The organism is Spiroplasma endosymbiont of Villa modesta (assembly GCF_964030925.1).
Lineage (GTDB): Bacteria > Bacillota_I > Bacilli_A > Mycoplasmatales > VBWQ01 > Spiroplasma_E.
Window position 1 is genome coordinate 1,162,920 of the sequence record NZ_OZ034992.1, and the last position, 26,252, is coordinate 1,189,171.

Consider the following 26,252-nt stretch of genomic DNA (forward strand, 5'->3'; position numbering starts at 1 on the left):
TAACAATAAATTTAGAAAAGTGTTGATAAAAATGATTTTTGAAAATTTAAAAAAATTAAAAAATGAAGAATTTTACAGATATTTTGGTATAAAACGTTTTCATTTTAATGAAATGTTAGAAAAATTAATTGAAATAGAAAAATTAGAAAAAAATAAAGGTCGAAAAAATAAACTTTCAGTAGAAGAAAGATTAATGATGACTTTATTATACTGAAAAGAATATTATACTTTTTTTCAAATGAGTATTAAATCTAAAATGAGCCCATCAAGTTGTTTTCGAAATATTACTTGAGTAGAAAATAAACTTAGTAACCACAAAGATTACCAATTTTTAAAAGAAAGATATAAATTAAAAATTGATAAAAAACAAGAAAATTCAAATGAATTTCAATTTTATTTAATTGATTCAACTGAGATTGAAATTGAAAGACCAACTAAAAAAAACTACAGTTAGAATATTTTTCTGGTAAAAGTTGAATGTATTCTATAAAATTTCAAATTGTATATGATTTTTTTAATAAAAAAATTGTTGATATTTTTGCTGATAATGGTAAAGTGCATGATTTTCAAATATTAAAAAATTCAAATCTTGAATTTTCAGAAAAAACAATAATTATTGGTGATTTAGGATATCAAGGTATACAAAATATTTATAAAAATACAATAATACCAATTAAAAGAACTAAAAATAAAAAATTAACTAAACAAGAAAGAAAATACAATAAGATTGTATCTAAAATTAGAATTAAAGTTGAACATGTCTTTGCTTGATTGAAAAGATTCAAAATTTTAGTAAATAAATGTAGAAAATCTAAATTTAGACTTATGTACTTAAGATTTAACTTACTTTGTGAAATTTTTAATAAAATAAAACCATTAAAATAAAAAAAATATTAAAAATATTTTTTTAAAATTTAAATTTTTATCGAGTTAATATAAAAATATTATTAACAATTTTTTGTTTAAAATGTAAACTCATTTTTTAAACTATTTTTTCAAAAAATATTTATTTCTATATTCAATAACACTAAATAGTTTTAAAACAATTTTATTGACAATTAATTAAATTTAATTACGGAATATGTCTTTTGTTTTTCATCAAATTTTTTTTCTGCATCTATGCCAAAAGTAATAGCACCAATACCAGCACCAACAGGAATACAAACAGGTAATATTACAGCATTGGCAATCCCACCAACAGCACCAACAGCAGCAGTTATCATATCAGTTTCTAATTGTTCTTCAGAACGGTCACTAACACCACCCGCAACAGTAGCAGTAACTAAAGCGCTTATTTGAGCAATAGGATTAATATACAAAGCACCAACAGCAGCACCTTTAGTCACTTTTATAATTTTTGCGGTTGTTTGGTATTTTGTTTTAAATTTTTTTCATTTTGTACGTTTTTGTTCTACATTTTCTTCTGATTTTGCTTCAAGATAATAATGAGTTAAAAACTTATATTAAGTTTAATTATTATTATATTCTTTTCTATACTGAATATTGATATTTTTAATAATTGCAAACTATCATATACAATTTATAGATATACTGGTTTATAATCAATATAAATAAATAATAGATAAGAATATATACATATTAAACAACTTTTATCTTTTTTATAACAAGAAATATTATACTATTAAGTTTCTACTTCAACTTCATCAGTATTAACATCATCTGTTAATTTACTAATTACTAAATCAATTCCTTGTTTACTAATACTAGAAAATAAAATAATAGGAGTATTAGTGCTAAGTTTTAAAGTTGATAATATTAATTTTTTATTTTTTACTAATTGACTATTCTTCACTTTATCAACTTTAGTAGCAATTAAATGAATTTTTAAATGATAATGTTGTAAATATTCCAACATATCAATATCATCTTTACTGGGTGCATGTCTTAAATCTAATAATAAAAAAACTGCTTTTAAATTTTTTCGTGACTGAAAATATTCATCCATCATTGTCGCAAATTGGATTTTTTTTTCATTTGATACTTTAGCAAAACCATAGCCAGGAACATCAACAAAGCGACAAATATTATTATTAATTGTAAAAAAATTTAGCATTTGTGTTTTACCAGGTGTTTGTGAAACTCTAGCTAACTTACCATTATTACAAATTGTATTTAAAAATGTTGATTTACCAACATTACTGCGACCAACAAAACAAAATTCAGGAATTTCATCCTGCGGCCATTGTTCTTCTTTAATAGCACTAGTTAAAAATTGTGCTTGCTTAATTCGTTCCATTTTTTACCTCTTATTCAAAAATATATTATAGTCAATAGTTAAAATTTAAACTAATTATTATTTATTATTTTAATTTTTATTAATATTAATAAAATTAGTAAAATGAATATTATCTAATGGTCATATACCAAAACGAAAAAATAATGCAGCCAAAATGATACCACCAACAATAATACAAATAGCTAGTCATTTTATAATTTTAAATAATAACATAAAACTAATAATAGCAATAGCTATTATAATAATACCAACTATTACAAATGTATTCATGTTTACCTCCTATTATTTTAATTATTAAAGTAACACGTAACATTAATTAATAATAACATAAAATAAATTTGAATATTTTATAGTAATCATCTTTTTCCTAAAATTATATAAATTAAAAAAAGTTATCTTTTTAAAGAAAAACATGTTAAAATGTCAAAGGATAAAGGAGAGTGATATCATGACTGACAGCGATTCCATTTATAATAATAAAAACAATACTAATTTAAAAATTAGTAATTTTAAAAGTGTACTTTTAAATAAAGATTCAGTCAAATATTCTCCTAGTATTTTTACTAAAAAAATATTTTTTTAGCGTGTTAATAAATTTCTAAATCCTTATTTAAAAGTCTTAAAATAAGAAAAATAAGGAGGTAAAGAAATTATGAAGATTTTTTTAAACAAAATTTATTTTAAATTACAATTTAGTTTTAAAAAACCATTAGTTTACACAAATGGTGATTATATTAAACAAATTGCACAATTTAACCAAAAACAATTACTAAAAAATTTAGATTTACATAATTTTGGTCTTAAAACAGACCAAATTGAAATAAGAAGAAAAAAATATGGTATTAATACTTTAAAAAATACAAAATTTAATTGAATTTTAGAATTTTTAAAAGCATATTTTGGACCATTCAATATAATTTTAGCAATTATTACTATCTATAATTTATTCTCATATTTTACAACAAATGATACTTCAATTTATTCATTGGTTGCCGCTATTATTGTTGGAACTATGATTTTATTAAGCGGAACCCTAATTTACATTCAATCAATACGAGCTTTTTTTATTACTAAACATTTAACAATTTTGGTCAAAAATACAACTACTGTTATTCGTAATATAAACATTAATCAAATTACTAAAGAAAACTCAATTAAAATAATTAAACAAGCACAAGAAATAAATGTTAATGAATTGTTACCCGGTGATTTAATTTATTTATCAGCTGGTGATTTAATTCCTGCTGATTTAAAAATTTTATTAAGCAACGATTTATTTATTAATCAATCATCATTAACAGGAGAATCACTACCTACTGAAAAACACGCTATTAACGATCCTACATATCAAAACTTATTTGATTTACAAAATATTTGTTTTATGGGAACAAGTGTTGTTTCTGGAAGTGCAATTGCTATTGTTATAGCAACAGCTACTAACACTTACTTCGCTACTATTGCTGATACAATAAATAAACAACGTCCATTAAGCAGTTTTTCCAAAGGAATTAAACGCGTTACTTTAATGTTAATTTGCTTTATGCTAGTAATGGTACCCATTGTGTTAATTATCAATGGCCTTTTAAAAAACGATTGACCTACAGCATTTATTTTTTCAATTTCGGTTGCTGTTGGTTTGACTCCTGAAATGCTACCAATGATTGTTACCTCTAATCTAGCACGGGGTGCTAGTAAAATGAGTAAACAAAAAGTAGTTGTTAAACAACTAGCTGCTATTCAAAATTTAGGTGCAATTGATATTTTATGTACTGATAAAACAGGAACTTTAACTAATGATAATATTGAAGTAGTCAACCATATAACATTGGACAATAAAACAAATAATGATTTAATTAAGTTTATTTATTTAAATAGTTATTTTCAAACAGGAATAAAAAATCCAATGGATAATTCAATACTTGAATTTGGAGAAAAAAATAAATTAAAAAATATAAATAATTATTATCAAAAAATTGATGAAATTCCTTTTGATTTTAATCGTCGTAAATTAACAGTTGTTTTAGAAGATAAATTAAATAATAAAAAATTAATTTGTAAAGGTGCAATTGAAGAAGTTATTAATACATGTAATCGTATAGTTTATCAAGATAAAGTAATACCATTAAATTCTGATTTAATGAAAATGATTAATAAAAAAATAACAAAATTAAATGAACAAGGATTACGTGTCTTAGGTGTCTCATATGAAGATACAAATCTTACTAATAATAAATATAATGAAACAAACGAAAAAAATTTAATTTTTCTTGGTTTTGTAACTTTTCTTGATACACCAAAACCTACAGCAACAAAAATGATCAAATTGCTAAAAACACATGGTGTTGATCTTAAAATATTAACTGGTGATAATGAATTAGTAACAAGAGCAATTTGTAATCGTGTTAATCTAGAAATTAAAGGATTAATTTCTGGTGAACAATTAACTGGCCTAACTGAATATGAATTAAAAAGAATTGTTGAAAATAATAATATTTTTGTTAAACTAAACCCATTACAAAAAGCAAAGATTATTCAAACTTTAAAAAGTAATGATCACGTTGTTGGTTTTATGGGTGATGGTATTAATGATGCTTTAGTATTAAGAAATGCTGATGTTGGAATTTCTGTTGATAATGCTACTGATATTGCAAAAGAAGCATCAGATATCATTTTATTAGAAAAATCATTATTAGTTTTAGAAAAAGGGATTATTGAAGGTCGTCGCATTTTTGGTAATATTTTAAAATATATTAAAATTACGATTGCTTCTAACTTTGGTAATGTCTTTAGTGTGCTAGTAGCATCAGCATGATTTGCTTTTGCACCAATGTCACCAGTACAATTATTATTTCAAAATTTATTATATGATATTTCACAATTTACTATTGCCTTTGATCGTGTTGATCCATCATTTTTATTAAAACCACAACGCTGAAATCCAAAAGGAATGTTACCATTTGCTTTTATTAATGGACCTATAAGTAGCATTTTTGATATCTCTACTTTTGCAATTTTAGGATTTGGATTTGGTGTCTTTGCTAATGCTTCTGCAGAAAATATTAATATGTTCAACTCAGGATGATTTATTGAAGGTTTATTAACGCAAACATTAATAGTACAAATGTTTAGAACTGAAAAAATTCCTTTTATTCAAAGTCGTGGTACTTGACCAGTAAATATAATGGCAATTGTTATTTGTACCATTGGATTAAGTTTACCTTATACTTACATTGGTCATCAAATGAATATGGTAGGACCATCGCCAGTCTATATTCCAATTGTTTTAGGAATAATCATGACTTATTGTGTGCTAAGTCAATTAATAAAAATGGGATATATTAAAGTATTTAAAAAATGATTATAACAGCTAATTAATCTTAAAGTTTGCAATTTTAAATAGCAATTATCTATATTTACTATAGAAATAAAACTTATGCTATAATTTTTTAAAACTTAATATAAGTTTTTAACCTATTTATTTTAGTTTTAAAATAAATAGGTTTTTTAATTTGATAGGAGAAAAAAATGTCTAATTTAAAAGAAATATCTAAATTAAATACAACTATAAATATTAATAAAAATGAAAAATTAATTAAAGCCGCTAAACATGATGATTTGGAATTGACCCAAACTTTATTAAAAAATAACGCTGATGTTAATTATGTAGATGAACATCGTAATAGTCCATTAACAATAGCTGCTGAACATGGTAATTTAAAAATTGTTCAAACTTTATTAAAAAATAACGCTAATATTAACCATATAAATGATTTTGGTGATGATGCTTTAAGAATGGCTGCTAAAAATGGACACACAGAAGTAGTTAACACTTTATTAGCAACAAATAGTAAGATTATTAATCACAAAAATTGAATTAGTAATACTGCTCTAATATCAGCAGCACAAAATGGGCATGTAAATACAATTAAAACTTTATTAAAAAATGGTGTTTATATTAATGATACAAATATATTTGGTGATACTGCTCTAATATGAGCTACTGAAAACGGACACACAGAAACAGTTAAAGTTTTAATAACAAAAGATAATGACATTAATAATCATGTAAACAACCTTGGTGACTCTGCTTTAAAAATAGCCGCCAGAAAAGGTTATTTGGAAATAGTTAAAATTTTACTAGCATATGGTGCTAACATTAATAATGTAGATAAAAACAAAAATAGTGCTTTAATATGAGCAGCCAAAGAAGGACACCTAGATGTAGTTAACACTTTAATAAAAAATGAAATTGACCTTAATCATACAAATGACTTTAATGATAGTGCTCTAATATGAGCAGCTGAAAATGGTTATACAAAAATTGTTAACACTTTACTAGCACATGGTGCTAATATTAATCATAAAGATACAAATGATGATACTGCTCTAATATGTGCCGCCAGAAACGGACACACAGAAATAGTTGATGCTTTATTAACAAAAAATAGTGATATTATTAATTATATAAATGACTTTGGTGATACTGCTTTAACAATATCCACCGAAAATCGACACATAGCAATAATTAATAATTTATTAAAACATAATGCTGATGTTAATTATATAGACAAAAATAAAAACACGTTTTTAATATTAGCTATTGAAAACGGACACACAAAAATAGTTAACAATTTCCTAAAAACAAAAAATGTTGATATTAATCACATAGATGCTAATGGTGATAGTGCTTTAATAATAGCAACCAGAAACGGATACACAGAAATAGTTGATACTTTAATTAAAATAAACTCTGATGTAATTCTACATAGAACTAAATTTAATAATACTGCTTTAATAATAGCTGCTAAAAATGGACACTTAGATATAGTTAAAATTTTAATCAAAAATGATATTAACATTAATCGTGAAAATAATATTGGTGAAAATGCCTTAATATGAGCTGCCAGAAACGGACACACAAAAATAGTTGATACTTTATTAACAAAAAATAGTGATATTATTAATCATATAACTAAATTTGGTAATAATGTTCTAAAGACATATTCCGTAATTAAATTTTTTAAAAGTCAATTAATAATTTTAAAATTTATTTTATAATTTTGTTATTAACAATAAATTTAGAAAAGTGTTGATAAAAATGATTTTTGAAAATTTAAAAAAATTAAAAAATGAAGAATTTTACAGATATTTTGGTATAAAACGTTTTCATTTTAATGAAATGTTAGAAAAATTAATTGAAATAGAAAAAATTAGAAAAAAATAAAGGTCGAAAAAATAAACTTTCAGTAGAAGAAAGATTAATGATGACTTTATTATACTGAAAAGAATATTATACTTTTTTTCAAATGAGTATTAAATCTAAAATGAGCCCATCAAGTTGTTTTCGAAATATTACTTGAGTAGAAAATAAACTTAGTAACCACAAAGATTACCAATTTTTAAAAGAAAGATATAAATTAAAAATTGATAAAAAACAAGAAAATTCAAATGAATTTCAATTTTATTTAATTGATTCAACTGAGATTGAAATTGAAAGACCAACTAAAAAAAACTACAGTTAGAATATTTTTCTGGTAAAAGTTGAATGTATTCTATAAAATTTCAAATTGTATATGATTTTTTTAATAAAAAAATTGTTGATATTTTTGCTGATAATGGTAAAGTGCATGATTTTCAAATATTAAAAAATTCAAATCTTGAATTTTCAGAAAAAACAATAATTATTGGTGATTTAGGATATCAAGGTATACAAAATATTTATAAAAATACAATAATACCAATTAAAAGAACTAAAAATAAAAAATTAACTAAACAAGAAAGAAAATACAATAAGATTGTATCTAAAATTAGAATTAAAGTTGAACATGTCTTTGCTTGATTGAAAAGATTCAAAATTTTAGTAAATAAATGTAGAAAATCTAAATTTAGACTTATGTACTTAAGATTTAACTTACTTTGTGAAATTTTTAATAAAATAAAATCATTAAAATAAAAAAAATATTAAAAATATTTTTTTAAAATTTAAATTTTTATCGAGTTAATATAAAAATATTATTAACATTTTTTTGTTTAAAATGTAAACTCATTTTTTAAACTATTTTTTCAAAAAATATTTATTTCTATATTCAATAACACTAAATAGTTTTAAAACAATTTTATTGACAATTAATTAAATTTAATTACGGAATATGTCCAGTGAACAAATATTACCTTGAAATTTAGCAAAACAATTTATTGGACAAGAAAAATCAGTTTTAGATTTAATTGCTATTAGTGGTGGTAAAGAAACAAGAAAAGAAAAAATTAAAAATGCAAGAGTTACACACGCTTGATTAGGTTTTGAATCTGGTACTTTTTGAAATGGTCAGTGACCATTAAAAAAGAAAAAAGAATTAAAAGATAAAGAAGTTTGAACTTTTCCTGGTGAAAGTGGTTTTTTTGACTTCGTGGCTACATATGATAAATTTGATGATATTGAAATTGAAATTAAAGATTCACCAAAAATTGATAGTTTACAACGACTATTATTAGATATGCTAAGTTATACATAAGACATATTCCGTAATTAAATTTAATTAATTGTCAATAAAATTGTTTTAAAACTATTTAGTGTTATTGAATATAGAAATAAATATTTTTTGAAAAAATAGTTTAAAAAATGAGTTTACATTTTAAACAAAAAAATGTTAATAATATTTTTATATTAACTCGATAAAAATTTAAATTTTAAAAAAATATTTTTAATATTTTTTTTATTTTAATGATTTTATTTTATTAAAAATTTCACAAAGTAAGTTAAATCTTAAGTACATAAGTCTAAATTTAGATTTTCTACATTTATTTACTAAAATTTTGAATCTTTTCAATCAAGCAAAGACATGTTCAACTTTAATTCTAATTTTAGATACAATCTTATTGTATTTTCTTTCTTGTTTAGTTAATTTTTTATTTTTAGTTCTTTTAATTGGTATTATTGTATTTTTATAAATATTTTGTATACCTTGATATCCTAAATCACCAATAATTATTGTTTTTTCTGAAAATTCAAGATTTGAATTTTTTAATATTTGAAAATCATGCACTTTACCATTATCAGCAAAAATATCAACAATTTTTTTATTAAAAAAATCATATACAATTTGAAATTTTATAGAATACATTCAACTTTTACCAGAAAAATATTCTAACTGTAGTTTTTTTTAGTTGGTCTTTCAATTTCAATCTCAGTTGAATCAATTAAATAAAATTGAAATTCATTTGAATTTTCTTGTTTTTTATCAATTTTTAATTTATATCTTTCTTTTAAAAATTGGTAATCTTTGTGGTTACTAAGTTTATTTTCTACTCAAGTAATATTTCGAAAACAACTTGATGGGCTCATTTTAGATTTAATACTCATTTGAAAAAAAGTATAATATTCTTTTCAGTATAATAAAGTCATCATTAATCTTTCTTCTACTGAAAGTTTATTTTTTCGACCTTTATTTTTTTCTAATTTTTCTAACATTTCATTAAAATGAAAACGTTTTATACCAAAATATCTGTAAAATTCTTCATTTTTTAATTTTTTTAAATTTTCAAAAATCATTTTTATCAACACTTTTCTAAATTTATTGTTAATAACAAAATTATAAAATAAATTTTAAAATTATTAATTGACTTTTAAAAAATTTAATTACGGAATATGTCTATATAACTATAATAGAAATTTTGAAGGTGCTACATATAATGATAAAAATGGTAAACCATTAAATGATATTGCTAAATTACGTGCAAAATTTGAAGGACAAAAACCTGATGAAGTAATTACGAATTTATTTAAACAATGAGAATTAGATTATCCAAATTATGTAAATTTACCACAAATGCAAATATTTAAGCAAGTATTTATAATGTTATCAAAATATATTTATTCATCATTAGCAATTAATAAAGGTTTAAATGATGATAATAAAATTCTGTTACCCTATTATTTTGAATTAAAATCGAGTCCAATACATCCTAATGAAAATAAAATTTGAAAATATAAAGATGTAAAAGTTATATTAAAATCTGAATATTTTGATTTTACAGATATTAATAATATTAAATTCAAAAATAATGATATTAGTCAAAATAAATTATTTAAACTAGATGATAATCAATTTAACTGATTATCTATAACTAATGAATTAGAAAGTAATAATATTCCATCATTAATCCCAGCAGATTAAACATTAGCAAATGGTGAATATGGTAAGTATTTTACAAGAGCAATTATTAGTAATAATAAAATTGAAAATGCTTTAAATTTATATGGTTCAAATAAATCAGAATTATTTTCTAAACTGGAATTTTATAAAGAAATTTTAAAAATTGATAATAATAGTGAATTTGAATTACAAATAGAAAATCCTATTAATAACTTAAATAGGATTGAAATTAGTGGAATATTTGGTGTTGGTAATTATGACTTAATTTTAATAACTGATAAACAAGAAATAAGTTTAAATAATATTAATTTATTTGATAAATATAATGAAAATATTTCTTATATAAATCTAGAAATTTAATTATTTAATAAAATATCCATCAGGATATCTACCATCTCATTTTATATCTGTGCTATAGTATCAATTTTGATAAGATGTATCAAATTGTCTAGTTTTTGGTTTATCTGCAAAATATAACTCAAATTTATAATCTTCTTTTAAGGTATCATTAGGATTAGTTGTTCAAATAGTTTGAATACCCATTATAGGTTCTTTATGTGAATTTAAATAATATTTAAGTCCACTAAGATTATAGGTAAGCACCCCCCATGATTAATCCTATTGTTCCAGTTGTAGCACCAGTTAGTGCTAATGCTAATGTTATTTTACTTAAATTTGTTTTTATTCATGCTTTCATTTTAATTTTTCTCCTTTTTTAAATTTTATAAAATTGTACATGATGGGCAACATTTTTTTCCATATTGTATTTCAATAAATTGTTCTGAATTTATACTATTTATATCAAAATCACTCGTAGTAAGTATTTTTTCTAAATCTTGTTGAAATTTTAAAATTTCTTCATCAATAGAATTAATTTTCATTAATGTAGTTTCTCTATTAATATTAAAATTTTCATTAAATGGATTCATACTATGTTTTAATAATTTTTTATTTTCTTCTAATTCATTTATTTTATTTTGAATATCTTTAATTTGTTCATTCATGTTTAATTTACTCCTTTTTTCCTTGATTTTACTTTTAAATTGTACTATTTTTGATTATTTTTACAAGTATGATTTTAAACGAAAAATAACTACTAAATTAAAGGTGTTTATTTTGTGATACCTATACTATTAATTGTATTGAAATTGTTTATTATATAGCAAATGTGAAGATGCTTTTTTTCACAGTAGCGTTATTTTTACCCCTAATTACATTTTTATATGGATACAGTGCATAAAACAAAGCATCATATGGATCTTGATACATATTCTTGTCTGGAATGTTAGTTTTTGTTTCATCATAACGTAATTCTTCTAAACATTGAGTAGTTTTTGGTAAATCATCTTTATTAGCATAAAAGTTTCCATAACTCATAATATTTCTCATTCAAACTACTCTATTAGTTAATCCTGCTTCTTGATTTAAATTTGAAGCATGTTTAATAGCAGTTTGTGTTATTAAAATAGTATTATGTTCATCTATTAATTTTTGATTTAATCAATCCATTGCTGTTCGTGCTTTATCATCATAAAAATAAATCGCTTGTTCAAAATTTTCAAAATTATCCATTAATCCTAAAATTTCATTAACATAAGCATTAATTTTTTCATTTTCATTTATAAAATCATTTGGAGTAACTACTAATTCACAAATAATATAAGCATCATAATAACCACTATTATTATATTCTTTAAATCCAACTACCATAAATACAGTATGGTCTTTATGTCCAGTTGCTCAATCAACACCAACACTATAAAAATCAAATTTATACATATCTTTTTCTTGATTATAAAATTGTTTTAAATCATATGGTTGTCAATATTTTACTGTTTTTTGAAATGGAAAAATTGTTGCATCACTATCTAAAAATTCAAAACCATAAAAAACAGTATTAAATTCATCAGGATTACTTTTTTCCATTTCTAATAATTTTCTTTGTTGAATTTCAGGTAATTTTTTTCAAAATGGTTGAATAGTAAATCTTAAAATAAATAATCCTAAACCACTAAACATGTCTTTATTTTCATAATAAACTTTGCCAATTTTTTTAAGATTTTTCGTTATTTCATCATTTAATGGCAAAAATGGAGTACAGTATTTTAAATAAAATGGATGATATTTATCATAAGGATTGCATGTAAAAGTCATAAAAAAGTTTTTATAAAAATAACGAGTAATCTTTTTTTCAAAAGTAGGGCTATATATATTTTTATCAATAAAAGTTCAATTTCATTCTTTAATTGGTTCATTTGAGACTTTAATACGATTACTTCTAAACATAGAGTTTTGTAAACGTTCATATCGATATGTTAATTGTTTTTCAGTTAATGTTTCTTTTTCTTCTGCCATGATTATTTCATCTGTTCTTGAACCTAAAAAACTTGAACCACCTGCTTCTTTTCCAAAAATTTTATTACCATTAGCATAACCAATAAAGTCAATTTGTTGATTATTAGGAAAAATAATACAACCACCATCCTTAGTTATTTTTCATTTAATTCCATGTGGATTATTAGGTAATAAATTAATATTATATGTATCTAATAAAACTTGACAAACATTCATTAAAGCACCAATTGTAGTTTCACTATGAGTATTTTCATATCTTCTTACTTCTTGAACACTACTATCACTAAAATTACAACATATAAACAAATCAAATGCTAAACAGTTTCAAGTTTTTCTTGTTCCACGTGCAGTTGGTATAAAACGATAAAAACAATTAGTAGTAAAATATTCTGATCATTCATCACCAACAAATTGTTTAAAAATATCTCAACTAAAACCATAATTATTATCACTAAAATTAAGATTATATTTTTTATTCAGTTGTGCATAACTACTAATAAAAGCCATATTTTACTCCTTATTAACATATATAAGTTAAAATTAAATTATTAAAAAGAAAGGAAAATTAAAAATGATAAAATTACCATTCCCTAATCATTTTGATTGAGAAAAACATGATTTTAATCAAGATGAATTAAGTTTAAAACAAACAGAAGAATTATTTGCAAAAATAGATGATTATTTATGAAGTATATGTGATAAATCTGAATATAAATCATATAGATTTAGAAAAAGAAAATTAAAAGCAAAAAAAGGTTTATTAAATTATAAACGACGTATTTGTACACATTATAACCCAAAAACACAAAAAAAGGAATTTTTTTCATTGTTAGATAATTATCTTGGTGTTAAAAAATATAGTAAACTTGCACCTAATGTTATTAAACAAATTTTAAAATATTTTGCTGATGATAAAAAATATCGTGATGTTTGTGATACTTTTATTGAAGATTTAATAAGTAATAGTACAGTTTGTAGAACATATCAAAAATTTGAATTACCAAAAGCTAATATCCCTAAAATAGTACTACAACCAAATCAAACTTTATATATAAATATTGATGATGGACATAGAAAATTTAAGTTTAATGAAAAGCATAATACTAAAAATTGTAAAAAATGTTCTATGAGATTATTAGTATTTTGTACTGGTAAAAAGAAAAATGGAAAATTAATTAATAAAAGAGCTGTATGTAAAATAAGAGTATCAAAAACAGAAATTGGTGCAGAAAAAACAGCTAAATTTATTCAAAAATATGGTAATTTATATTTCGAAAATTTTGACCAAGCAAATTTAATAGTTTGTGGAGATAGTGCAAAATGAATTAGAAAAACTGCTACAATTTTAAATGCTAAATTTATTTTAGATAAATTTCATGCTTTTCATGTTTTATTTCTTGGAATAATGGCAGGAAGAAAAAAAGATAAAATTGCTAAATTACACTATGAAAATGCAATAAGTTTATTTTCCAAAGGTGAATATTATGAATTAATTGATTTTTTACAATCATTAACTTTACAATATAAAAAATTAAAAGTTGGTTATTTTATTAATGCCAAAGATGGTGTATTAAATCAAGAATTAGTTGAAAATATTGGTTGTTTTACTGAAACTAATATTAAACAAATTTTAAAGCATATGATTGGTGATAGAACCTATAACATTGATATGTATACAAAAATGGTTAATTTTAAATGCTATCAAATAAATACTGCCATACAGTTATTATAAAATAAAATTAAAATTTTAAAAAACCAAAAATAAAATAAAACTTATTAAAGTAAACTTTAATAAGAATTTTTGAGTTATAAAAATAAGTATTATTGTTGACTAATATTTTTCAAGTGTTAAGATTAACATACAATTGCATATTGAAGTCAAAATTATTCTCGTCTAACTTTATAATTTTAAGACAAATTTGAATATTATTGACAACATCGGTACGCTCCCAAATAAAGTAATAAATTTTATTTTAATTTTATAGTAGAAAAATGAAAAAAATATTCTTTTTATTACACATTTTTATACTAATAATTTTATATTTATTTTATTTTTAATAAATAAAATAAATAATTGTTTTTTTTAAAAAATATTATATAATTTTATTTGTATTATTTAACTTAAAGTTTAGTATAAATAAACAAAAGGAGAAAATAATCAATATGAAAATTGGAAGAAAGTTAAAAACTTTAAGATTGAAACACAATTTAACTATGGAAGAGTTAGGGAAACGTTGTGATTTATCAAAGGGATTTATTAGTCAGTTAGAGCATGATGTTTCTTCACCTAGTATTGAAACACTAAAAAGTATTTTAGACATTTTTGATTGTCCATTATCAACCTTTTTTGCTGGTGAAGTAAAAGAAAAAATAGTTTTTAAATCACAAGATGTTACTGTTAGTGACGAAGAAGATTATCAAATAAAATGAATTATTCCTAATGCTCAAAAATTAACATTAGAACCAGTAATTTTAACTTTAAAACCATTTGGTAATTCAAATAAAATTCCGCCATTTCAAGGTCAGATCTTTGGATATGTATTAAGTGGAACAGTTTTTGTTCATTATGGTGCAACTAGAGTAAAAGCAGTAGCTAATGAAGCATTTTATATTAAAGGTAATGAAAAACATTATTTAGAAAATCCTAATAATTCAATTGCAACTATTTTATGAGTTTCAAATCCACCAATTTTTTAAACCATTTAAAGGAGGAAATTATGAGTGTAAATATTTTAGAATTACGTAATATTACCAAAGAATATGATGGTAAAGTTGTTTTAAAAGGAATTAGTTTAAATATTCATGAAGGTGAATTTCTTACCATTCTTGGTCCTAGTGGTTGTGGTAAAACAACATTATTAAGGATTATTGCTGGTTTTGAACAACCAAACAATGGTCAATTATTGTTTAAAGGTAAGGATTTAACTAAAATTCCAATTCATAAAAGAGAAATAAATACTATTTTTCAAAATTATGCTTTATTTCCACATTTAAATGTTTTTGATAATATTGCTTATGGTTTAAAGTTAAGAAAAATTGATCGTGAAAAAATCAAAAAAGAAGTTAAAAAAGCTTTAGATTTGGTTAAATTAAATGGTATGGAAGATAAAGATGTTAATGATTTATCTGGTGGTCAAAAACAAAGAGTAGCAGTAGCTAGAGCATTAGTTCTTAATCCTAAAATTTTATTATTAGATGAACCTTTTGCTGCTTTGGATTTGAAATTACGTCAACAAATGCAAGTAGAATTAAAAAAAATTCAAGAAGAAATTAATATTACTTTTATCTTTATTACTCATGATCAAGAAGAAGCATTTATTATGTCAGATCGGGTAGTTGTTTTAAATCAAGGTCAAATTCAACAAATTGGGACACCACAAGATATTTACAATGAGCCTGAAAATAAATGAACATCACAGTTTGTTGGTAGCTCGAATGTTATTGAAAATGGTGTATTTGTTAATGATTATTGTGTTCGTTTTGATGGTAAAAAATTTGCATGCTCTGATACTGGTTTTGGTGAACAAGAACGTAATATTGATATTGTTATTCGACCAGAAGATATTGATTTAGTTAATGCAGGTAGTGGTTTTTTTGATGGAACTATTAAAACTATTGCTTTTAAAGGATTATTATGAGAAATTGAAATTATTGCTAATAAACGCAAATGGATAGTTCATACTACTGATAATTTTGAAGTAGGTAACCGTGTTGGTTTAAAATGAAATGTTGAAGATATTCATGTTATGTGAAAGGAAATTGAAGAGTAAAATGAAAAATTTGTTTAAACGTAATATTAAAACACAAATTTTAAAATCACAAGATATGTTAGTTAATAATTCAAATCCAGAAAAAATTATTGATAATCAAAATAAAAAAAAAAGTATAGATTTAAAAAATGGTTTAAACTTAAAAAAAATAATGTTTCTTTACAAGAAGTAACAAAAAATAAATCGAAAATGAAACGAGTAAAAAAGAAAAAAGCATTGTTATGTTGAAAAAAAACAAACCAAAAAATAAGTTTTATTAAAAATAAAATCAAAGATAAATCAGTAAATTTTGGTTTTAAATCATGAGTTACGCTTGCTTATCCATATTTATTGGTGATGGTAATTTTAATTGTATTGCCATTATTAATTGTAATTTTATATTCAATTATTAAAGCAACTAATAATGCTTGAATATTTCGTTTTACATTTAGTAATTTTAATGATTTTTTTAAAGAAAATAGTTATGTTATGGTTTTATTACGTTCAATTGGTTATTCATTTGTTGCCACTTTAATTGCTGTTATTTTTGGTTATCCCATTGCTTATATTATGGCTTTTATGTCAACAAAAATTGCTTCAAAAAATATTTGAGTTTTAGTTACTTTACCAATTTGAATTAACATTTTATTACGTACAATTGGATTACAAATTATTTTTAGTATTTTAGGTCCTAATGTTTTATTAGGAACTCCAATTGGTATTATTTTAGCAATGGTTTATATGTTTATGTCTTTCGTTATTTTACCAATTTATAATTCTTTAGAAAAAACAGATCGCAATTTATTAGAAGCGAGTCAAGATTTAGGAGCTTCTAAGATGAAAACATTTTGAAAAGTTACCTTTCGTTTTTCAGTGCCTGGTATTGTTTCTGGTTTTACTTTAATGATGTTAAGTGCTATGACTTCACTAGTAGTAGTTAAATATATTGGTGAAGGAAAAACTATTTTAATTGCAAATATTATTGAATCATATTTTTATCGTGGTGCTAATTTTGCTTATGGTGCTGCTATTTCTGTTATTTTAGGTATTATTGTTTTAATTATTATTTTTACTTTAAAAGCGATTGGTAGTTGAGCTACTGGTAAAAAAATAGGAGGTATTAATTAATGAGATCTTTTTTAAAAAATAGTTATTTAGCTATTATCTTTTTATTATTTTATACTCCAATTTTAGTTTTAATGATATTCTCTTTTAATGGTGGCGATTCAGTTCGTAGTTGAAATTCTTGATCATTGCAACCTTATTACGATTTATTTCAACAAAGTGAACTTTGAGAATCGGTTAGTGTAACATTAATTGTTGCTTTTATTTCTACTTTTGTTGCTGTTATTATTGGTACGTTTGCTGCTTTGGGTTTAAGTAAAACAAAAAAAATAACACGTAATATTACTTTAGGGATTACTAATATTCCTTTAGTTAATGCTGATATTGTTACTGCTGTTTCTTTAATGTTATTATTTATGGCATTTGGTTTTAGTTTTGGTCTTGGAACATTAATTTTCGCTCATATTTCTTTTAATATTCCTTATGTTATTATTACTGTTTTACCAAAAATTAGATCAATAAATATGTCACAATTAGAAGCAAGTCAAGATTTAGGTGCGACACCTTGATATACGTTACGCAAAATTGTATTACCAACAATTAAACCAGCAATTATTGCTGGAGCAGCTATTGCGTTTGCTATGAGTTTTGATGATTTTTTAATTTCTTATTTTACTGGCGGTAATACTTCTAACGTTTCAACTTTTATTTATTCTTTAAAACGAATTAAGCCTTATATTAATGCTTTTTCAACAATAATTATTTTATTAATTGCAGTACTTATTATTTCTTGAAATACTTATGTTCTTTGCAAAAAACAAATTAAACAACGTAATGAAAAAATTGATAAAGGTATTTATCATGATAAAAAAATTATTAAAACTGAGAAGTTGTTAACTAAATATTATTTACAATTAAATGGTTTTAACTATAAAAAGGTTAAGAGTAAAGGTAGAAAACGTAAATCATTATATAGTGATGGTAATTTTGAAATTATAACTGAGCAAGATATTATTAAAATTCAGGATTATATTAAAAATCACCCGAAACTTATTAATCAAATTTCTAAACTTGAAGCAAAACTTGAGATGGAATCAATTTGAATTGAACATATAAAGAATAAGATTAAAAAAAAGAAAGAGTTAAAAGAAGAACGCTCAAAATCAAGAAGAGAGAAATATCGTTTTTTACTATGACCGTGAAAATTAATTATGATTAGTATCATCTTATTATCAAGTTTTATTAGTTTGGGTGCTTTCTACATTTATACTAATGTTTATGATTTATCAATTGCTAATTGAGGCGAATATATGAATCCCAATATTTTAAAAGAATTCGAAAATAAATATCAAGTTAAAATAAAATATTCAACTTTTGATGATAATGAATCATTGTATGCTAAATTGTATACTACTAGTTATGATGTAATGGTTCCTAGTGATTATATGGTGGCTAAATTAGCAAGTGAAGATAGACTTTTTCCAATTGCATCAAAAAATTCTGTAGGTGATATTGAGTATGATAGTAGAATTGATTTTAATCCCAAAGAAGATATTAATCATGATTTATATGAATTAATGAATAATTATCGAGTTGAAAATAGTGATGGAATTTTAAATGAATTTGGTTTAAATAGTTATAGTATTCCTTATTTTTGAGGTGATGTTGTATTAGTAATTAATACTACTAATACAAATAATCTTAGTGATCTTGGTATTAAAGCTGATGGTTCAAATGTTCAATGAAGTGTTTTAACAAATGCTGCAAAATTAGGTAAACGTATCGTTTTAAATGATGATATGCATAACTTATTTATGACTGCGTTTACTGATTTACACTATAAAAATAAATGAGGAGAAAATAACGGTTCAGGTCAATATAATCAAGTAGGAAATGAATTTAGTGATAATATTAATGCTCATAGTCCAATTGAAATTAAAGATGCAAGTGACTGGTTAGAACCAGTTATCAAAAATAAAAATACAAAATTATTAAATGATGATATTGTTGATGAAATTAGTAATGAAAATAAGTGGGATGTAGCAATGATGTATAACGGTGATTTATTATCTGCAATTGCTGATAATCCTGATTCTTATAATGGTAAGTACCTTGTTGTTAGACCATATATGGGGACTAATGTTTGAAATGATGATATGGTAATTAGTAAAGATTCTCCTCATAAAGATTTAGCTTTTAAATTTATTAATTATATAATGCAAAAACAAACACAAGTTGATTTAAGTAGTGAATTTGGTTATACCTCACCTTTACAAGCAGCCATGGATGAAGTTAGTACTAATTTTTCAACAGAAATTTGAAAGCATGTATATATTCCAAAAAATGGCCAATTACCCGATCCATTAGATCCAAGTAAGCATCATGAAGGATATTTTAACGGTTTATATACTCGTAGTTTTGACCCACAAATGCAAACTGCTTATAATAGATTATTAGCACGTTAATAAAATAAATTGGACATATTCCGTAATTAAATTTAATTAATTGTCAATAAAATTGTTTTAAAACTATTTAGTGTTATTGAGGACGTATTGCAACCTTAGTTAGATTTAATAAAAATATAAATGAGAGATAAAACTCTCATTTTTTAATTGTTAAATAAAAAAACTTTAAAACTCTCGTAGATATTCTAATTGTGAGTACTAAATGTAAATACTACTACATGAGTATAAAAGAGTAATTTATTTATTTTTATTGAATTGTTATTGTATGAAATTGAAATTAAATTTGTATAGAAATGCAATAACCATAAACCCTGTTCTTTAATTATTAATAAATTATTACACATAAGGGGGGTTATATATTACATACATACCTCATCAATAATATCATAACATAAATAAATTAATTATTAAATATAATTTTTTATTTACGTATATGTGCTTCACTCATCAAGAGTGAAAGCACAATATATTACGTATACGTATTAATAAAAATATATATATAAGCCTTTTATCACTGTAGGTGATAAGGCTTATACGTAAAAATACGTATTAGAAAGGAATATTATATGCCAAATATTAGTTTAGATTTAAAAACTAAAATACAAGAATCAACTAATGGTGGAATATTATTAGAAATTGGTGAATATGAAACATGATTTCCTAAACAATATACTAGTATTGACGAAAATAATAAAAAAATAGCATTAAAAATATTTGAAAATTTTGATTATAAATTAGGTAAAAATTCAATTACAGAAAATATGAAAAGTATTAAAGGTAGTGAAGTTTTAAAATATATAAAAAATATTCCAGATATTACTACAAATGAAAATGAATTAATATCTTGTGAATTTTATGAACAATATAATGGTTATTATATTTTTACAAATGATAAAAATCAAGAATGTTTTAAATATAACATTACATGAGAACAAGATATGAAAAGTTTTAAAATAAATAATCCATATAATGATAATGATTTAGCAATAAATTATATTGTTACACCAATGAAAGATATAAATACTCATAATGAAAAAATATTTTATTTAAAGTATTAAAGGAAATTAATATGTTATTAAATGTTGAAAAAATAGAATTAATAAAAAAATTATGTAATGAAAAATTACTTAAAAATAAAAAAAATATTGAAATACAAGAAATATTAAAAATTATAGAAAGAGAGTAATTAATTATGTTGAATTTAAAAGAAGATAAAAGAATATATTTAAAATATGAAGAAATTGAAAAAATATTTGGTTCATGTGATATATGTAATAAAAATTCATCATTTGCAAATAGAACTTGTAATAAATGTTTTTATAAATTAATAGGTGAAAAAAATGAAATGTAATATACATAATGAAAAATATATATGATTTTCTGAATTAGAAAAAACATATTATTGTAATAAATGTATTGATGAAATGATTGAAGAAGATATGTATTTAACATCAAATAATTGAGATTACTTATATGAATATTATATTAATGAATTACAATTAGAAAATTTTAAAGGAGTGTAAATATGAATAGATTAGAATTACAAAATGCAAGAAAATTAATAGAAAAATTTGAAGAATTACAAGAAGAATTTAATAGTAAATATGAAAATAGTTTAGATGTTAGAATTGATGATGATTATGAATTAAACATTAGTAATGATTATTTTACATATGAAGATGTAAATAAATTAGAACAAGCAATTATTGATTATAAAAGAATTTTTAAAGGTTAAAGGAGATAAATAAATATGGTAGCAGCAGCACTTAAAAAACATGAAGATAAATTATTAATTAAAAATTTAAAAATTCGTCTTACTAAAAATGATCATTATGAATTAAAAACATATTGTTATGAAAGAAATATAACTATGAATGATTTTGTAAGGGATTTAATAAAAAATGCAATAAATAGAAAGAGTGATAAATAATGAATAATTTATATAAAAAAATACTTAAATTACAATTAGAAATTGGTAGTACACCTAAAAATGGTTTTAATACTCATGGTAATTATAAATATTGATTATTAAGTGATATTTTTAATAAATTAAAAGGACTATGTAGAGAACTAAATATACTTATTTTACATTCAGATAATTCAGAAAATATGAATATAAATAAAATAGAAAATATTAAAGAATTTATGGATAAAAATAATAATAAAATACAAAATGTAACAAAAGAAATAGAAGTTTCATATCAAAAAAAATATTCAATTATTGATTTAGATAATATAGAATTTAGAGAAGATTTTAATATTTTTGCTTGTGCTAAAAATACAGATATAGCAAAAGCAAAAGGTAGTGCAGAAACTTATGCTTATAGATATTTTTTAATGAATTTACTTTTATTAAGTGAAGATGAACTTGACCCAGATAATGATAATGTTAATTTAATTCAAAATAATAAACAACAAAATAATTATATTAATAATAATGTAAAAATACAAAATGAAAAATGAGAACCAAGTGAAAAACAATTAGATTATTTTGAAAAATATATGATTACAAATACAGTTTTATTTGATGAATGTATAAGAGAAGATATGGAAAGATTAAATCCAAATAATAATAAAGATTTTTTAATATTAATGGGTGAAAATTATTTAAAAACTTTATTTGATAAATTTAAAGAAATTCGTGAAAGATTTAAAAATTTAAAAAATAATAATAAAAGTGAATATAGAAATTATGAATAAATGTAAATATTGTAATAAAAGAATTTGATTAACTAATTATTGATGTATGAATTGTTTAAAAATATTAGTTATAAATTTAAATAAAAAAAAGGAGAAAAAATAATATGAATAAAGAAAAATTAATTAGTTGACTAAATATAATTTTAGATAGTGATATAGAACAATATAATAAAGAAAAAGACATATATTATTTAAATAAATTAAGAGGTTCAATTGATTTTATTAAAATTTTAATTAATAAAATAAAATGTGGAGAGTTTGATAATGAATAAAGAAAATTACTATATATTTACATATAAAGAATGTCAATTATTAGAAGAGAAATATAAATTAGATTTTCCTTATTATGTTGGTAATAAATTAAGAAGTGAATGTGATGAGTGTAAAAGTATTACTGATAATGATGTATTAGATTGAATTAATGAAGAAATGGCAAAAGTTGAAAATTTATTAAAAAAATATAAAAATAAAAAAATGTTAAAAGGTTATTATTTAGGATTAGAAAAAGCAAAATCTTATTTTGTTTGTAGAGAGGGACAATAATAATGAATAATTATTTACTTTCAATTGACCCAAGTATTAAAAATACTGGATTTACATTATGAGAAAAACAATGATATCAAAATGATATTAAATCTTATCCTACTTATTTTAGATGAAAACCAATATTAATTAAAAGTTATAGTTTTAAAAAATATAGTACTGGAGTTGAAATTAGTAAATCAGATTATATTTATAATAATAACTTTAATTATTTAATACTTAATCAAATAGAAAAAGAATTAGATTTTCAATTAGGAAGTAAAAATTCAAAATCCAACTTTAATCTAATTATAGAACGTGGTACTTTTCATAGTAAAAATGGTATTGGTTATGAAACACAAGAACATTTAAGAGGTTTTATTGCTGGTCAATTTAATAAATTAATAACAAAAGATATGTTAATAAGTCCAAGTGAATGAAAGAAATGATATAAAGAAAATTATAAAAATATAGAAATAAATTATAATAATTGAAAAAAAGAATATTCTTTAATATTAGTTAAAGATTTAATTACTTTTAATAATTGAAATATAACAATATCAAATCATGATGAAGCAGATAGTTTATTAATTGGTTGATATTATTTAAATAAGGAGAATAAATAATGTTTATGAATTTTAAATTAAAAAAAATAACAAAAATTAATAAATTATTAGATGAAAGAGCTTCTTTTTTACATATGTATTTACTTTATAGTAATGAACAAATAAAAAAAGATGTAACTATTATTTATTTAAATAATTATTTAAATAAATTAAATAAGGAAGTAAAATAATGCAAAAACAAAAACAAGAAAAAGTATTACTTAAATGTATTGTTAAAGATTGTAATAGTAAAGTATTAGTTACTTTAAAAATTGGAAATATAGAAGATAGTGCTGTTCAATTTTTTAATATGTGTTATTTTCATAAAAAACAATTTAAAAATAAAATAAAAGAAATTAAAAATAAGGAGTAAATAATGAATTTATGAGACTTTTTAAAATATAGTGATAAATATAATGTTTTTAAAATATTTACTGAAGATAAAGAAATATATTTTTCATGAAATGGTGGAAATAGTGAATTAGATGATGACCGTACTTTATTAGGTTATGAATTAGCAGACTGAAAAGTATTATCATATAAGTTAGACCCAGATAGTTTAGAAATTGAAGTATTTGTTGCACCAGATAATCAATTAATGCAAAATTATAATCATTTTCCAAAAACAAAAGAAGAAAGATTAAATTATAATAAGGAGTAAATAATGATAATGATAAATTGTACAATAGATGAATTTTTAAATAAATGAAAAAAAGAAAAACATTATGATGTAAGTGTTGGTCATTTTTCAGGTGAAGGAGATTTTACTTTAAATTTTAAAGATTTGCATATTGACAAAAATAATATTGAAGAATTTGAAGAATTATTAAATGATTATAATATTAATAGAAAAATTTGAGAAAAAATAGAAAAATGTAAACAATGTCATCATCATAATTCTCAAATAGAAATTAATGATGATGATGAATAAAATAATTAAATAATCTATATTTAATATAGAAAATATGATATAATTAATAAAGAGAAATTACTCATTCCTAAATAATTTCTCTTTTTTATTTTTTTTGATTTATAATATTATTAACAAATAAAAAAATGGGAATGAGTTTTTATTTATGAGTAATAATAATATAAATGAATATTGATTATATTTAGATGATAGTGGTAAATTTCTTAATAAAAGCGATAAACATGTAATTTATGGTGGTATTATTTTTAATAATAAAAATAAAAGAAATAATTTTATTAAAAGTTTTATTGAAGCAAAAAAGAAAGTAACAAAAAAATCTGAAATAAAAGGAGATGATATTGCTAAAAAATATATTAAATTTAAAAAAAGTCCTTATAAAAAAGCAGATATAGAAAATTTAATTAGTAAATACAAAATAATAGATAATTTATTTTGCGTTTGAACATGCAAAAAAGATTTAATTTTACCAACTTCAGATGAAGAACATGCAAAATTAAAAAATAATGAATTAATTGCTTTATTAATAAAAAAATTAATTGAAAATAAAACTATATTACCTAATTCAAATATAAATTTATATATTGATGATATTTATACACAACCTATTCAAGAAATAGATGCAATTAATTTAAAATCATATCTAAATAAAAATTATTCAAAAAATGGAATAATTAGATTTTTAAGAACAAAAAATATAATCATTAATAAAGTAAAATACTTAGATTCTAAAATATATAATTGTATACAGGCATGTGATATTATTGCAAATTTTTGTAATAAATATTTAAATAAACATAAAGACGCAAAACAATTATTAAATATATTTGAAAATTTTGAATTTAATATAATTGCTTGTAAGTTTCCGGTAATTATATATAATAATAGTATATTAGATATAAAATGCTGTTGGTCAGAGTCTAGTCAGGTAAATACTACTGGAAATAAAGTTGCTGGTGTGTTCTTAGAGAGCAGGCAAGCTGCCCAACAAGATAAGGAATAATTTTTATTCCTTTTTCTTTTTATATAAAAAAAGTTACCTTAATTGGTAACTTTTTAATTAGATTGTGAAATATTATTTTGGTTAGATTTGCTTTTAAATTTAAAAATAGATTTTAATTTTGGAAATTTTCGAATTAACTTTAAAATTATTGGAATAAAATAAAAATATAATAACTCAATACATGCAAAAATAATAAATATATAATAAACATTTTTTAAATTCATACTACTATTAAAAAATAAAAAAAGTAATGGACTTATAAATAAAAAACTTAAGGTGGTATATATATATATATATATATAGTTTTTTAAATTTTTATTATCACAAAAACGAATGAATAACTTATATGGTACAAACATTAGAAATAAAAATGTCAAAGATATGGCAATTGAAATTGTGTAAGGAGAATTTATAAAATCACCTCATCATGGTCAAAATTCATTACGATTT

At 21.7% G+C, this 26,252-nt stretch carries 37 protein-coding genes; 29 read left to right on the top strand and 8 right to left on the bottom strand.

The features are described from left to right. Positions 1–31 precede the first annotated feature (31 nt). The gene (locus AAHM89_RS07555) at positions 32–454 is read left to right on the top strand and encodes a transposase family protein (protein WP_339045912.1); all 423 of its coding nucleotides are present in this window, start codon (positions 32–34) and stop codon (positions 452–454) included. Positions 455–477: 23 nt separating this feature from the next. Further along, a complete protein-coding gene (locus AAHM89_RS07560) occupies positions 478–885 on the top strand; it encodes a transposase family protein (RefSeq protein ID WP_339045908.1) in 408 nt (135 codons plus the stop codon). Between the two features lie 173 nt (positions 886–1,058). Here AAHM89_RS07560 and AAHM89_RS07565 read toward each other — a convergent pair whose 3' ends face one another. The 3 genes from AAHM89_RS07565 to AAHM89_RS07575 form a co-directional block, all read right to left on the bottom strand. Next, a complete protein-coding gene (locus AAHM89_RS07565; protein WP_342265936.1) occupies positions 1,059–1,346 on the bottom strand; it encodes a hypothetical protein in 288 nt (95 codons plus the stop codon). 296 nt (positions 1,347–1,642) lie between these two features. Further along, positions 1,643–2,257 (bottom strand): ribosome biogenesis GTP-binding protein YihA/YsxC, encoded by a 615-nt coding sequence (gene yihA, locus AAHM89_RS07570; protein ID WP_338959507.1) that lies wholly within the window; start codon positions 2,255–2,257, stop codon positions 1,643–1,645. 69 nt (positions 2,258–2,326) lie between these two features. Continuing rightward, positions 2,327–2,527 carry a hypothetical protein gene (locus tag AAHM89_RS07575; RefSeq protein ID WP_342265937.1) on the bottom strand — a complete coding sequence of 67 codons (201 nt, stop codon included), beginning with the start codon at positions 2,525–2,527 and terminating at the stop codon, positions 2,327–2,329. Positions 2,528–2,909: 382 nt separating this feature from the next. On the opposite strand from AAHM89_RS07575, the gene mgtA reads away from it, so the two are divergent. The 6 genes from mgtA to AAHM89_RS07605 all read left to right on the top strand — a co-directional run bounded on the left by mgtA (position 2,910) and on the right by AAHM89_RS07605 (position 8,769). Further along, positions 2,910–5,621 (top strand): magnesium-translocating P-type ATPase, encoded by a 2,712-nt coding sequence (mgtA, locus tag AAHM89_RS07580; protein ID WP_342265938.1) that lies wholly within the window; start codon positions 2,910–2,912, stop codon positions 5,619–5,621. 161 nt (positions 5,622–5,782) lie between these two features. Beyond that, positions 5,783–7,315, top strand: a complete 1,533-nt coding sequence (locus tag AAHM89_RS07585) for an ankyrin repeat domain-containing protein (RefSeq protein ID WP_342265939.1) — start codon at positions 5,783–5,785, stop codon at positions 7,313–7,315. A gap of 40 nt (positions 7,316–7,355) precedes the next feature. Further along, complete coding sequence (locus AAHM89_RS07590) at positions 7,356–7,481, top strand: hypothetical protein (RefSeq protein ID WP_342265940.1); 126 nt, start codon at positions 7,356–7,358, stop codon at positions 7,479–7,481. A gap of 37 nt (positions 7,482–7,518) precedes the next feature. Next, complete coding sequence (locus AAHM89_RS07595) at positions 7,519–7,779, top strand: hypothetical protein (protein WP_339047158.1); 261 nt, start codon at positions 7,519–7,521, stop codon at positions 7,777–7,779. Positions 7,780–7,802: 23 nt separating this feature from the next. Next, the gene (locus AAHM89_RS07600) at positions 7,803–8,210 is read left to right on the top strand and encodes a transposase family protein (RefSeq protein WP_342265941.1); all 408 of its coding nucleotides are present in this window, start codon (positions 7,803–7,805) and stop codon (positions 8,208–8,210) included. A gap of 196 nt (positions 8,211–8,406) precedes the next feature. Then, entirely contained in the window at positions 8,407–8,769 is a 363-nt protein-coding gene (locus AAHM89_RS07605; protein ID WP_342265942.1) for a hypothetical protein, read from the top strand. A 201-nt stretch (positions 8,770–8,970) separates the two neighbouring features. On the opposite strand, the gene AAHM89_RS07610 is transcribed toward AAHM89_RS07605, so the two are convergent. Next, complete coding sequence (locus tag AAHM89_RS07610) at positions 8,971–9,378, bottom strand: transposase family protein (RefSeq protein ID WP_342265941.1); 408 nt, start codon at positions 9,376–9,378, stop codon at positions 8,971–8,973. Between the two features lie 23 nt (positions 9,379–9,401). After that, positions 9,402–9,806, bottom strand: a complete 405-nt coding sequence (locus AAHM89_RS07615; RefSeq protein ID WP_342265943.1) for a transposase family protein — start codon at positions 9,804–9,806, stop codon at positions 9,402–9,404. Positions 9,807–9,873: 67 nt separating this feature from the next. Between AAHM89_RS07615 and AAHM89_RS07620 the strand changes: the two genes are divergently transcribed. Then, positions 9,874–10,431, top strand: coding sequence for a hypothetical protein (locus tag AAHM89_RS07620; RefSeq protein WP_342265944.1), 558 nt, complete (start codon positions 9,874–9,876; stop codon positions 10,429–10,431). Positions 10,432–10,770: 339 nt separating this feature from the next. Here AAHM89_RS07620 and AAHM89_RS07625 read toward each other — a convergent pair whose 3' ends face one another. From AAHM89_RS07625 to AAHM89_RS07635, 3 genes are all read right to left on the bottom strand, one after another. Then, a complete protein-coding gene (locus AAHM89_RS07625) occupies positions 10,771–11,013 on the bottom strand; it encodes a hypothetical protein (protein ID WP_342265945.1) in 243 nt (80 codons plus the stop codon). 119 nt (positions 11,014–11,132) lie between these two features. Beyond that, positions 11,133–11,414: a hypothetical protein gene (locus AAHM89_RS07630; protein ID WP_342265946.1), complete on the bottom strand. Its 282-nt coding sequence runs from the start codon at positions 11,412–11,414 to the stop codon at positions 11,133–11,135. Between the two features lie 151 nt (positions 11,415–11,565). Beyond that, positions 11,566–13,272, bottom strand: coding sequence for a hypothetical protein (locus tag AAHM89_RS07635; RefSeq protein WP_342265947.1), 1,707 nt, complete (start codon positions 13,270–13,272; stop codon positions 11,566–11,568). A gap of 64 nt (positions 13,273–13,336) precedes the next feature. Between AAHM89_RS07635 and AAHM89_RS07640 the strand changes: the two genes are divergently transcribed. The 20 genes from AAHM89_RS07640 (at position 13,337) to AAHM89_RS07735 (ending at position 25,802) form a co-directional block, all read left to right on the top strand. After that, positions 13,337–14,497 carry an Mbov_0401 family ICE element transposase-like protein gene (locus AAHM89_RS07640; protein WP_342265948.1) on the top strand — a complete coding sequence of 387 codons (1,161 nt, stop codon included), beginning with the start codon at positions 13,337–13,339 and terminating at the stop codon, positions 14,495–14,497. Positions 14,498–14,928: 431 nt separating this feature from the next. Continuing rightward, the gene (locus AAHM89_RS07645) at positions 14,929–15,462 is read left to right on the top strand and encodes a helix-turn-helix domain-containing protein (RefSeq protein ID WP_174481534.1); all 534 of its coding nucleotides are present in this window, start codon (positions 14,929–14,931) and stop codon (positions 15,460–15,462) included. A 20-nt stretch (positions 15,463–15,482) separates the two neighbouring features. After that, a complete protein-coding gene (gene potA / locus AAHM89_RS07650; protein WP_286640486.1) occupies positions 15,483–16,535 on the top strand; it encodes a spermidine/putrescine ABC transporter ATP-binding protein in 1,053 nt (350 codons plus the stop codon). Position 16,536: 1 nt separating this feature from the next. After that, positions 16,537–16,707: a hypothetical protein gene (locus AAHM89_RS07655; protein WP_342265949.1), complete on the top strand. Its 171-nt coding sequence runs from the start codon at positions 16,537–16,539 to the stop codon at positions 16,705–16,707. Between the two features lie 17 nt (positions 16,708–16,724). Then, positions 16,725–17,642: a spermidine/putrescine ABC transporter permease gene (potB, locus tag AAHM89_RS07660; RefSeq protein WP_342265950.1), complete on the top strand. Its 918-nt coding sequence runs from the start codon at positions 16,725–16,727 to the stop codon at positions 17,640–17,642. Beyond that, positions 17,642–20,044, top strand: a complete 2,403-nt coding sequence (locus AAHM89_RS07665) for an extracellular solute-binding protein (protein ID WP_342265951.1) — start codon at positions 17,642–17,644, stop codon at positions 20,042–20,044. Before potB ends, AAHM89_RS07665 begins: the two co-directional genes overlap by 1 nt. A 566-nt stretch (positions 20,045–20,610) precedes the next feature. Further along, positions 20,611–21,102, top strand: a complete 492-nt coding sequence (locus AAHM89_RS07670; RefSeq protein WP_342265952.1) for a hypothetical protein — start codon at positions 20,611–20,613, stop codon at positions 21,100–21,102. A 134-nt stretch (positions 21,103–21,236) separates the two neighbouring features. After that, the gene (locus tag AAHM89_RS07675; RefSeq protein ID WP_342265953.1) at positions 21,237–21,395 is read left to right on the top strand and encodes a hypothetical protein; all 159 of its coding nucleotides are present in this window, start codon (positions 21,237–21,239) and stop codon (positions 21,393–21,395) included. Beyond that, the gene (locus AAHM89_RS07680; protein WP_342265954.1) at positions 21,385–21,567 is read left to right on the top strand and encodes a hypothetical protein; all 183 of its coding nucleotides are present in this window, start codon (positions 21,385–21,387) and stop codon (positions 21,565–21,567) included. The genes AAHM89_RS07675 and AAHM89_RS07680 overlap by 11 nt, the downstream gene beginning before the upstream one ends. Positions 21,568–21,569: 2 nt before the next feature. After that, complete coding sequence (locus AAHM89_RS07685; RefSeq protein ID WP_342265955.1) at positions 21,570–21,779, top strand: hypothetical protein; 210 nt, start codon at positions 21,570–21,572, stop codon at positions 21,777–21,779. A 15-nt stretch (positions 21,780–21,794) separates the two neighbouring features. Further along, positions 21,795–21,974 (top strand): hypothetical protein, encoded by a 180-nt coding sequence (locus AAHM89_RS07690; RefSeq protein ID WP_342265956.1) that lies wholly within the window; start codon positions 21,795–21,797, stop codon positions 21,972–21,974. After that, positions 21,974–22,744: an ERF family protein gene (locus AAHM89_RS07695; protein ID WP_342265957.1), complete on the top strand. Its 771-nt coding sequence runs from the start codon at positions 21,974–21,976 to the stop codon at positions 22,742–22,744. Before AAHM89_RS07690 ends, AAHM89_RS07695 begins: the two co-directional genes overlap by 1 nt. A 104-nt stretch (positions 22,745–22,848) precedes the next feature. Beyond that, complete coding sequence (locus tag AAHM89_RS07700; RefSeq protein WP_342265958.1) at positions 22,849–23,016, top strand: hypothetical protein; 168 nt, start codon at positions 22,849–22,851, stop codon at positions 23,014–23,016. Further along, complete coding sequence (locus tag AAHM89_RS07705) at positions 23,009–23,287, top strand: hypothetical protein (RefSeq protein WP_342265959.1); 279 nt, start codon at positions 23,009–23,011, stop codon at positions 23,285–23,287. Before AAHM89_RS07700 ends, AAHM89_RS07705 begins: the two co-directional genes overlap by 8 nt. 2 nt (positions 23,288–23,289) lie before the next feature. Further along, positions 23,290–23,892, top strand: coding sequence for a hypothetical protein (locus AAHM89_RS07710; protein ID WP_342265960.1), 603 nt, complete (start codon positions 23,290–23,292; stop codon positions 23,890–23,892). Then, the gene (locus tag AAHM89_RS07715) at positions 23,892–24,062 is read left to right on the top strand and encodes a hypothetical protein (RefSeq protein WP_342265961.1); all 171 of its coding nucleotides are present in this window, start codon (positions 23,892–23,894) and stop codon (positions 24,060–24,062) included. Before AAHM89_RS07710 ends, AAHM89_RS07715 begins: the two co-directional genes overlap by 1 nt. Next, on the top strand, positions 24,062–24,244 hold the full coding sequence (locus AAHM89_RS07720) for a hypothetical protein (protein ID WP_339047164.1): 183 nt from the start codon (positions 24,062–24,064) through the stop codon (positions 24,242–24,244). The genes AAHM89_RS07715 and AAHM89_RS07720 overlap by 1 nt, the downstream gene beginning before the upstream one ends. A gap of 3 nt (positions 24,245–24,247) precedes the next feature. Beyond that, positions 24,248–24,532 (top strand): hypothetical protein, encoded by a 285-nt coding sequence (locus AAHM89_RS07725; protein WP_342265962.1) that lies wholly within the window; start codon positions 24,248–24,250, stop codon positions 24,530–24,532. Positions 24,533–24,535: 3 nt separating this feature from the next. Continuing rightward, a complete protein-coding gene (locus AAHM89_RS07730; protein ID WP_342265963.1) occupies positions 24,536–24,802 on the top strand; it encodes a hypothetical protein in 267 nt (88 codons plus the stop codon). Positions 24,803–24,947: 145 nt separating this feature from the next. Then, positions 24,948–25,802, top strand: a complete 855-nt coding sequence (locus AAHM89_RS07735; protein ID WP_342265964.1) for a DUF3800 domain-containing protein — start codon at positions 24,948–24,950, stop codon at positions 25,800–25,802. Positions 25,803–26,252: the final 450 nt, after the last annotated feature.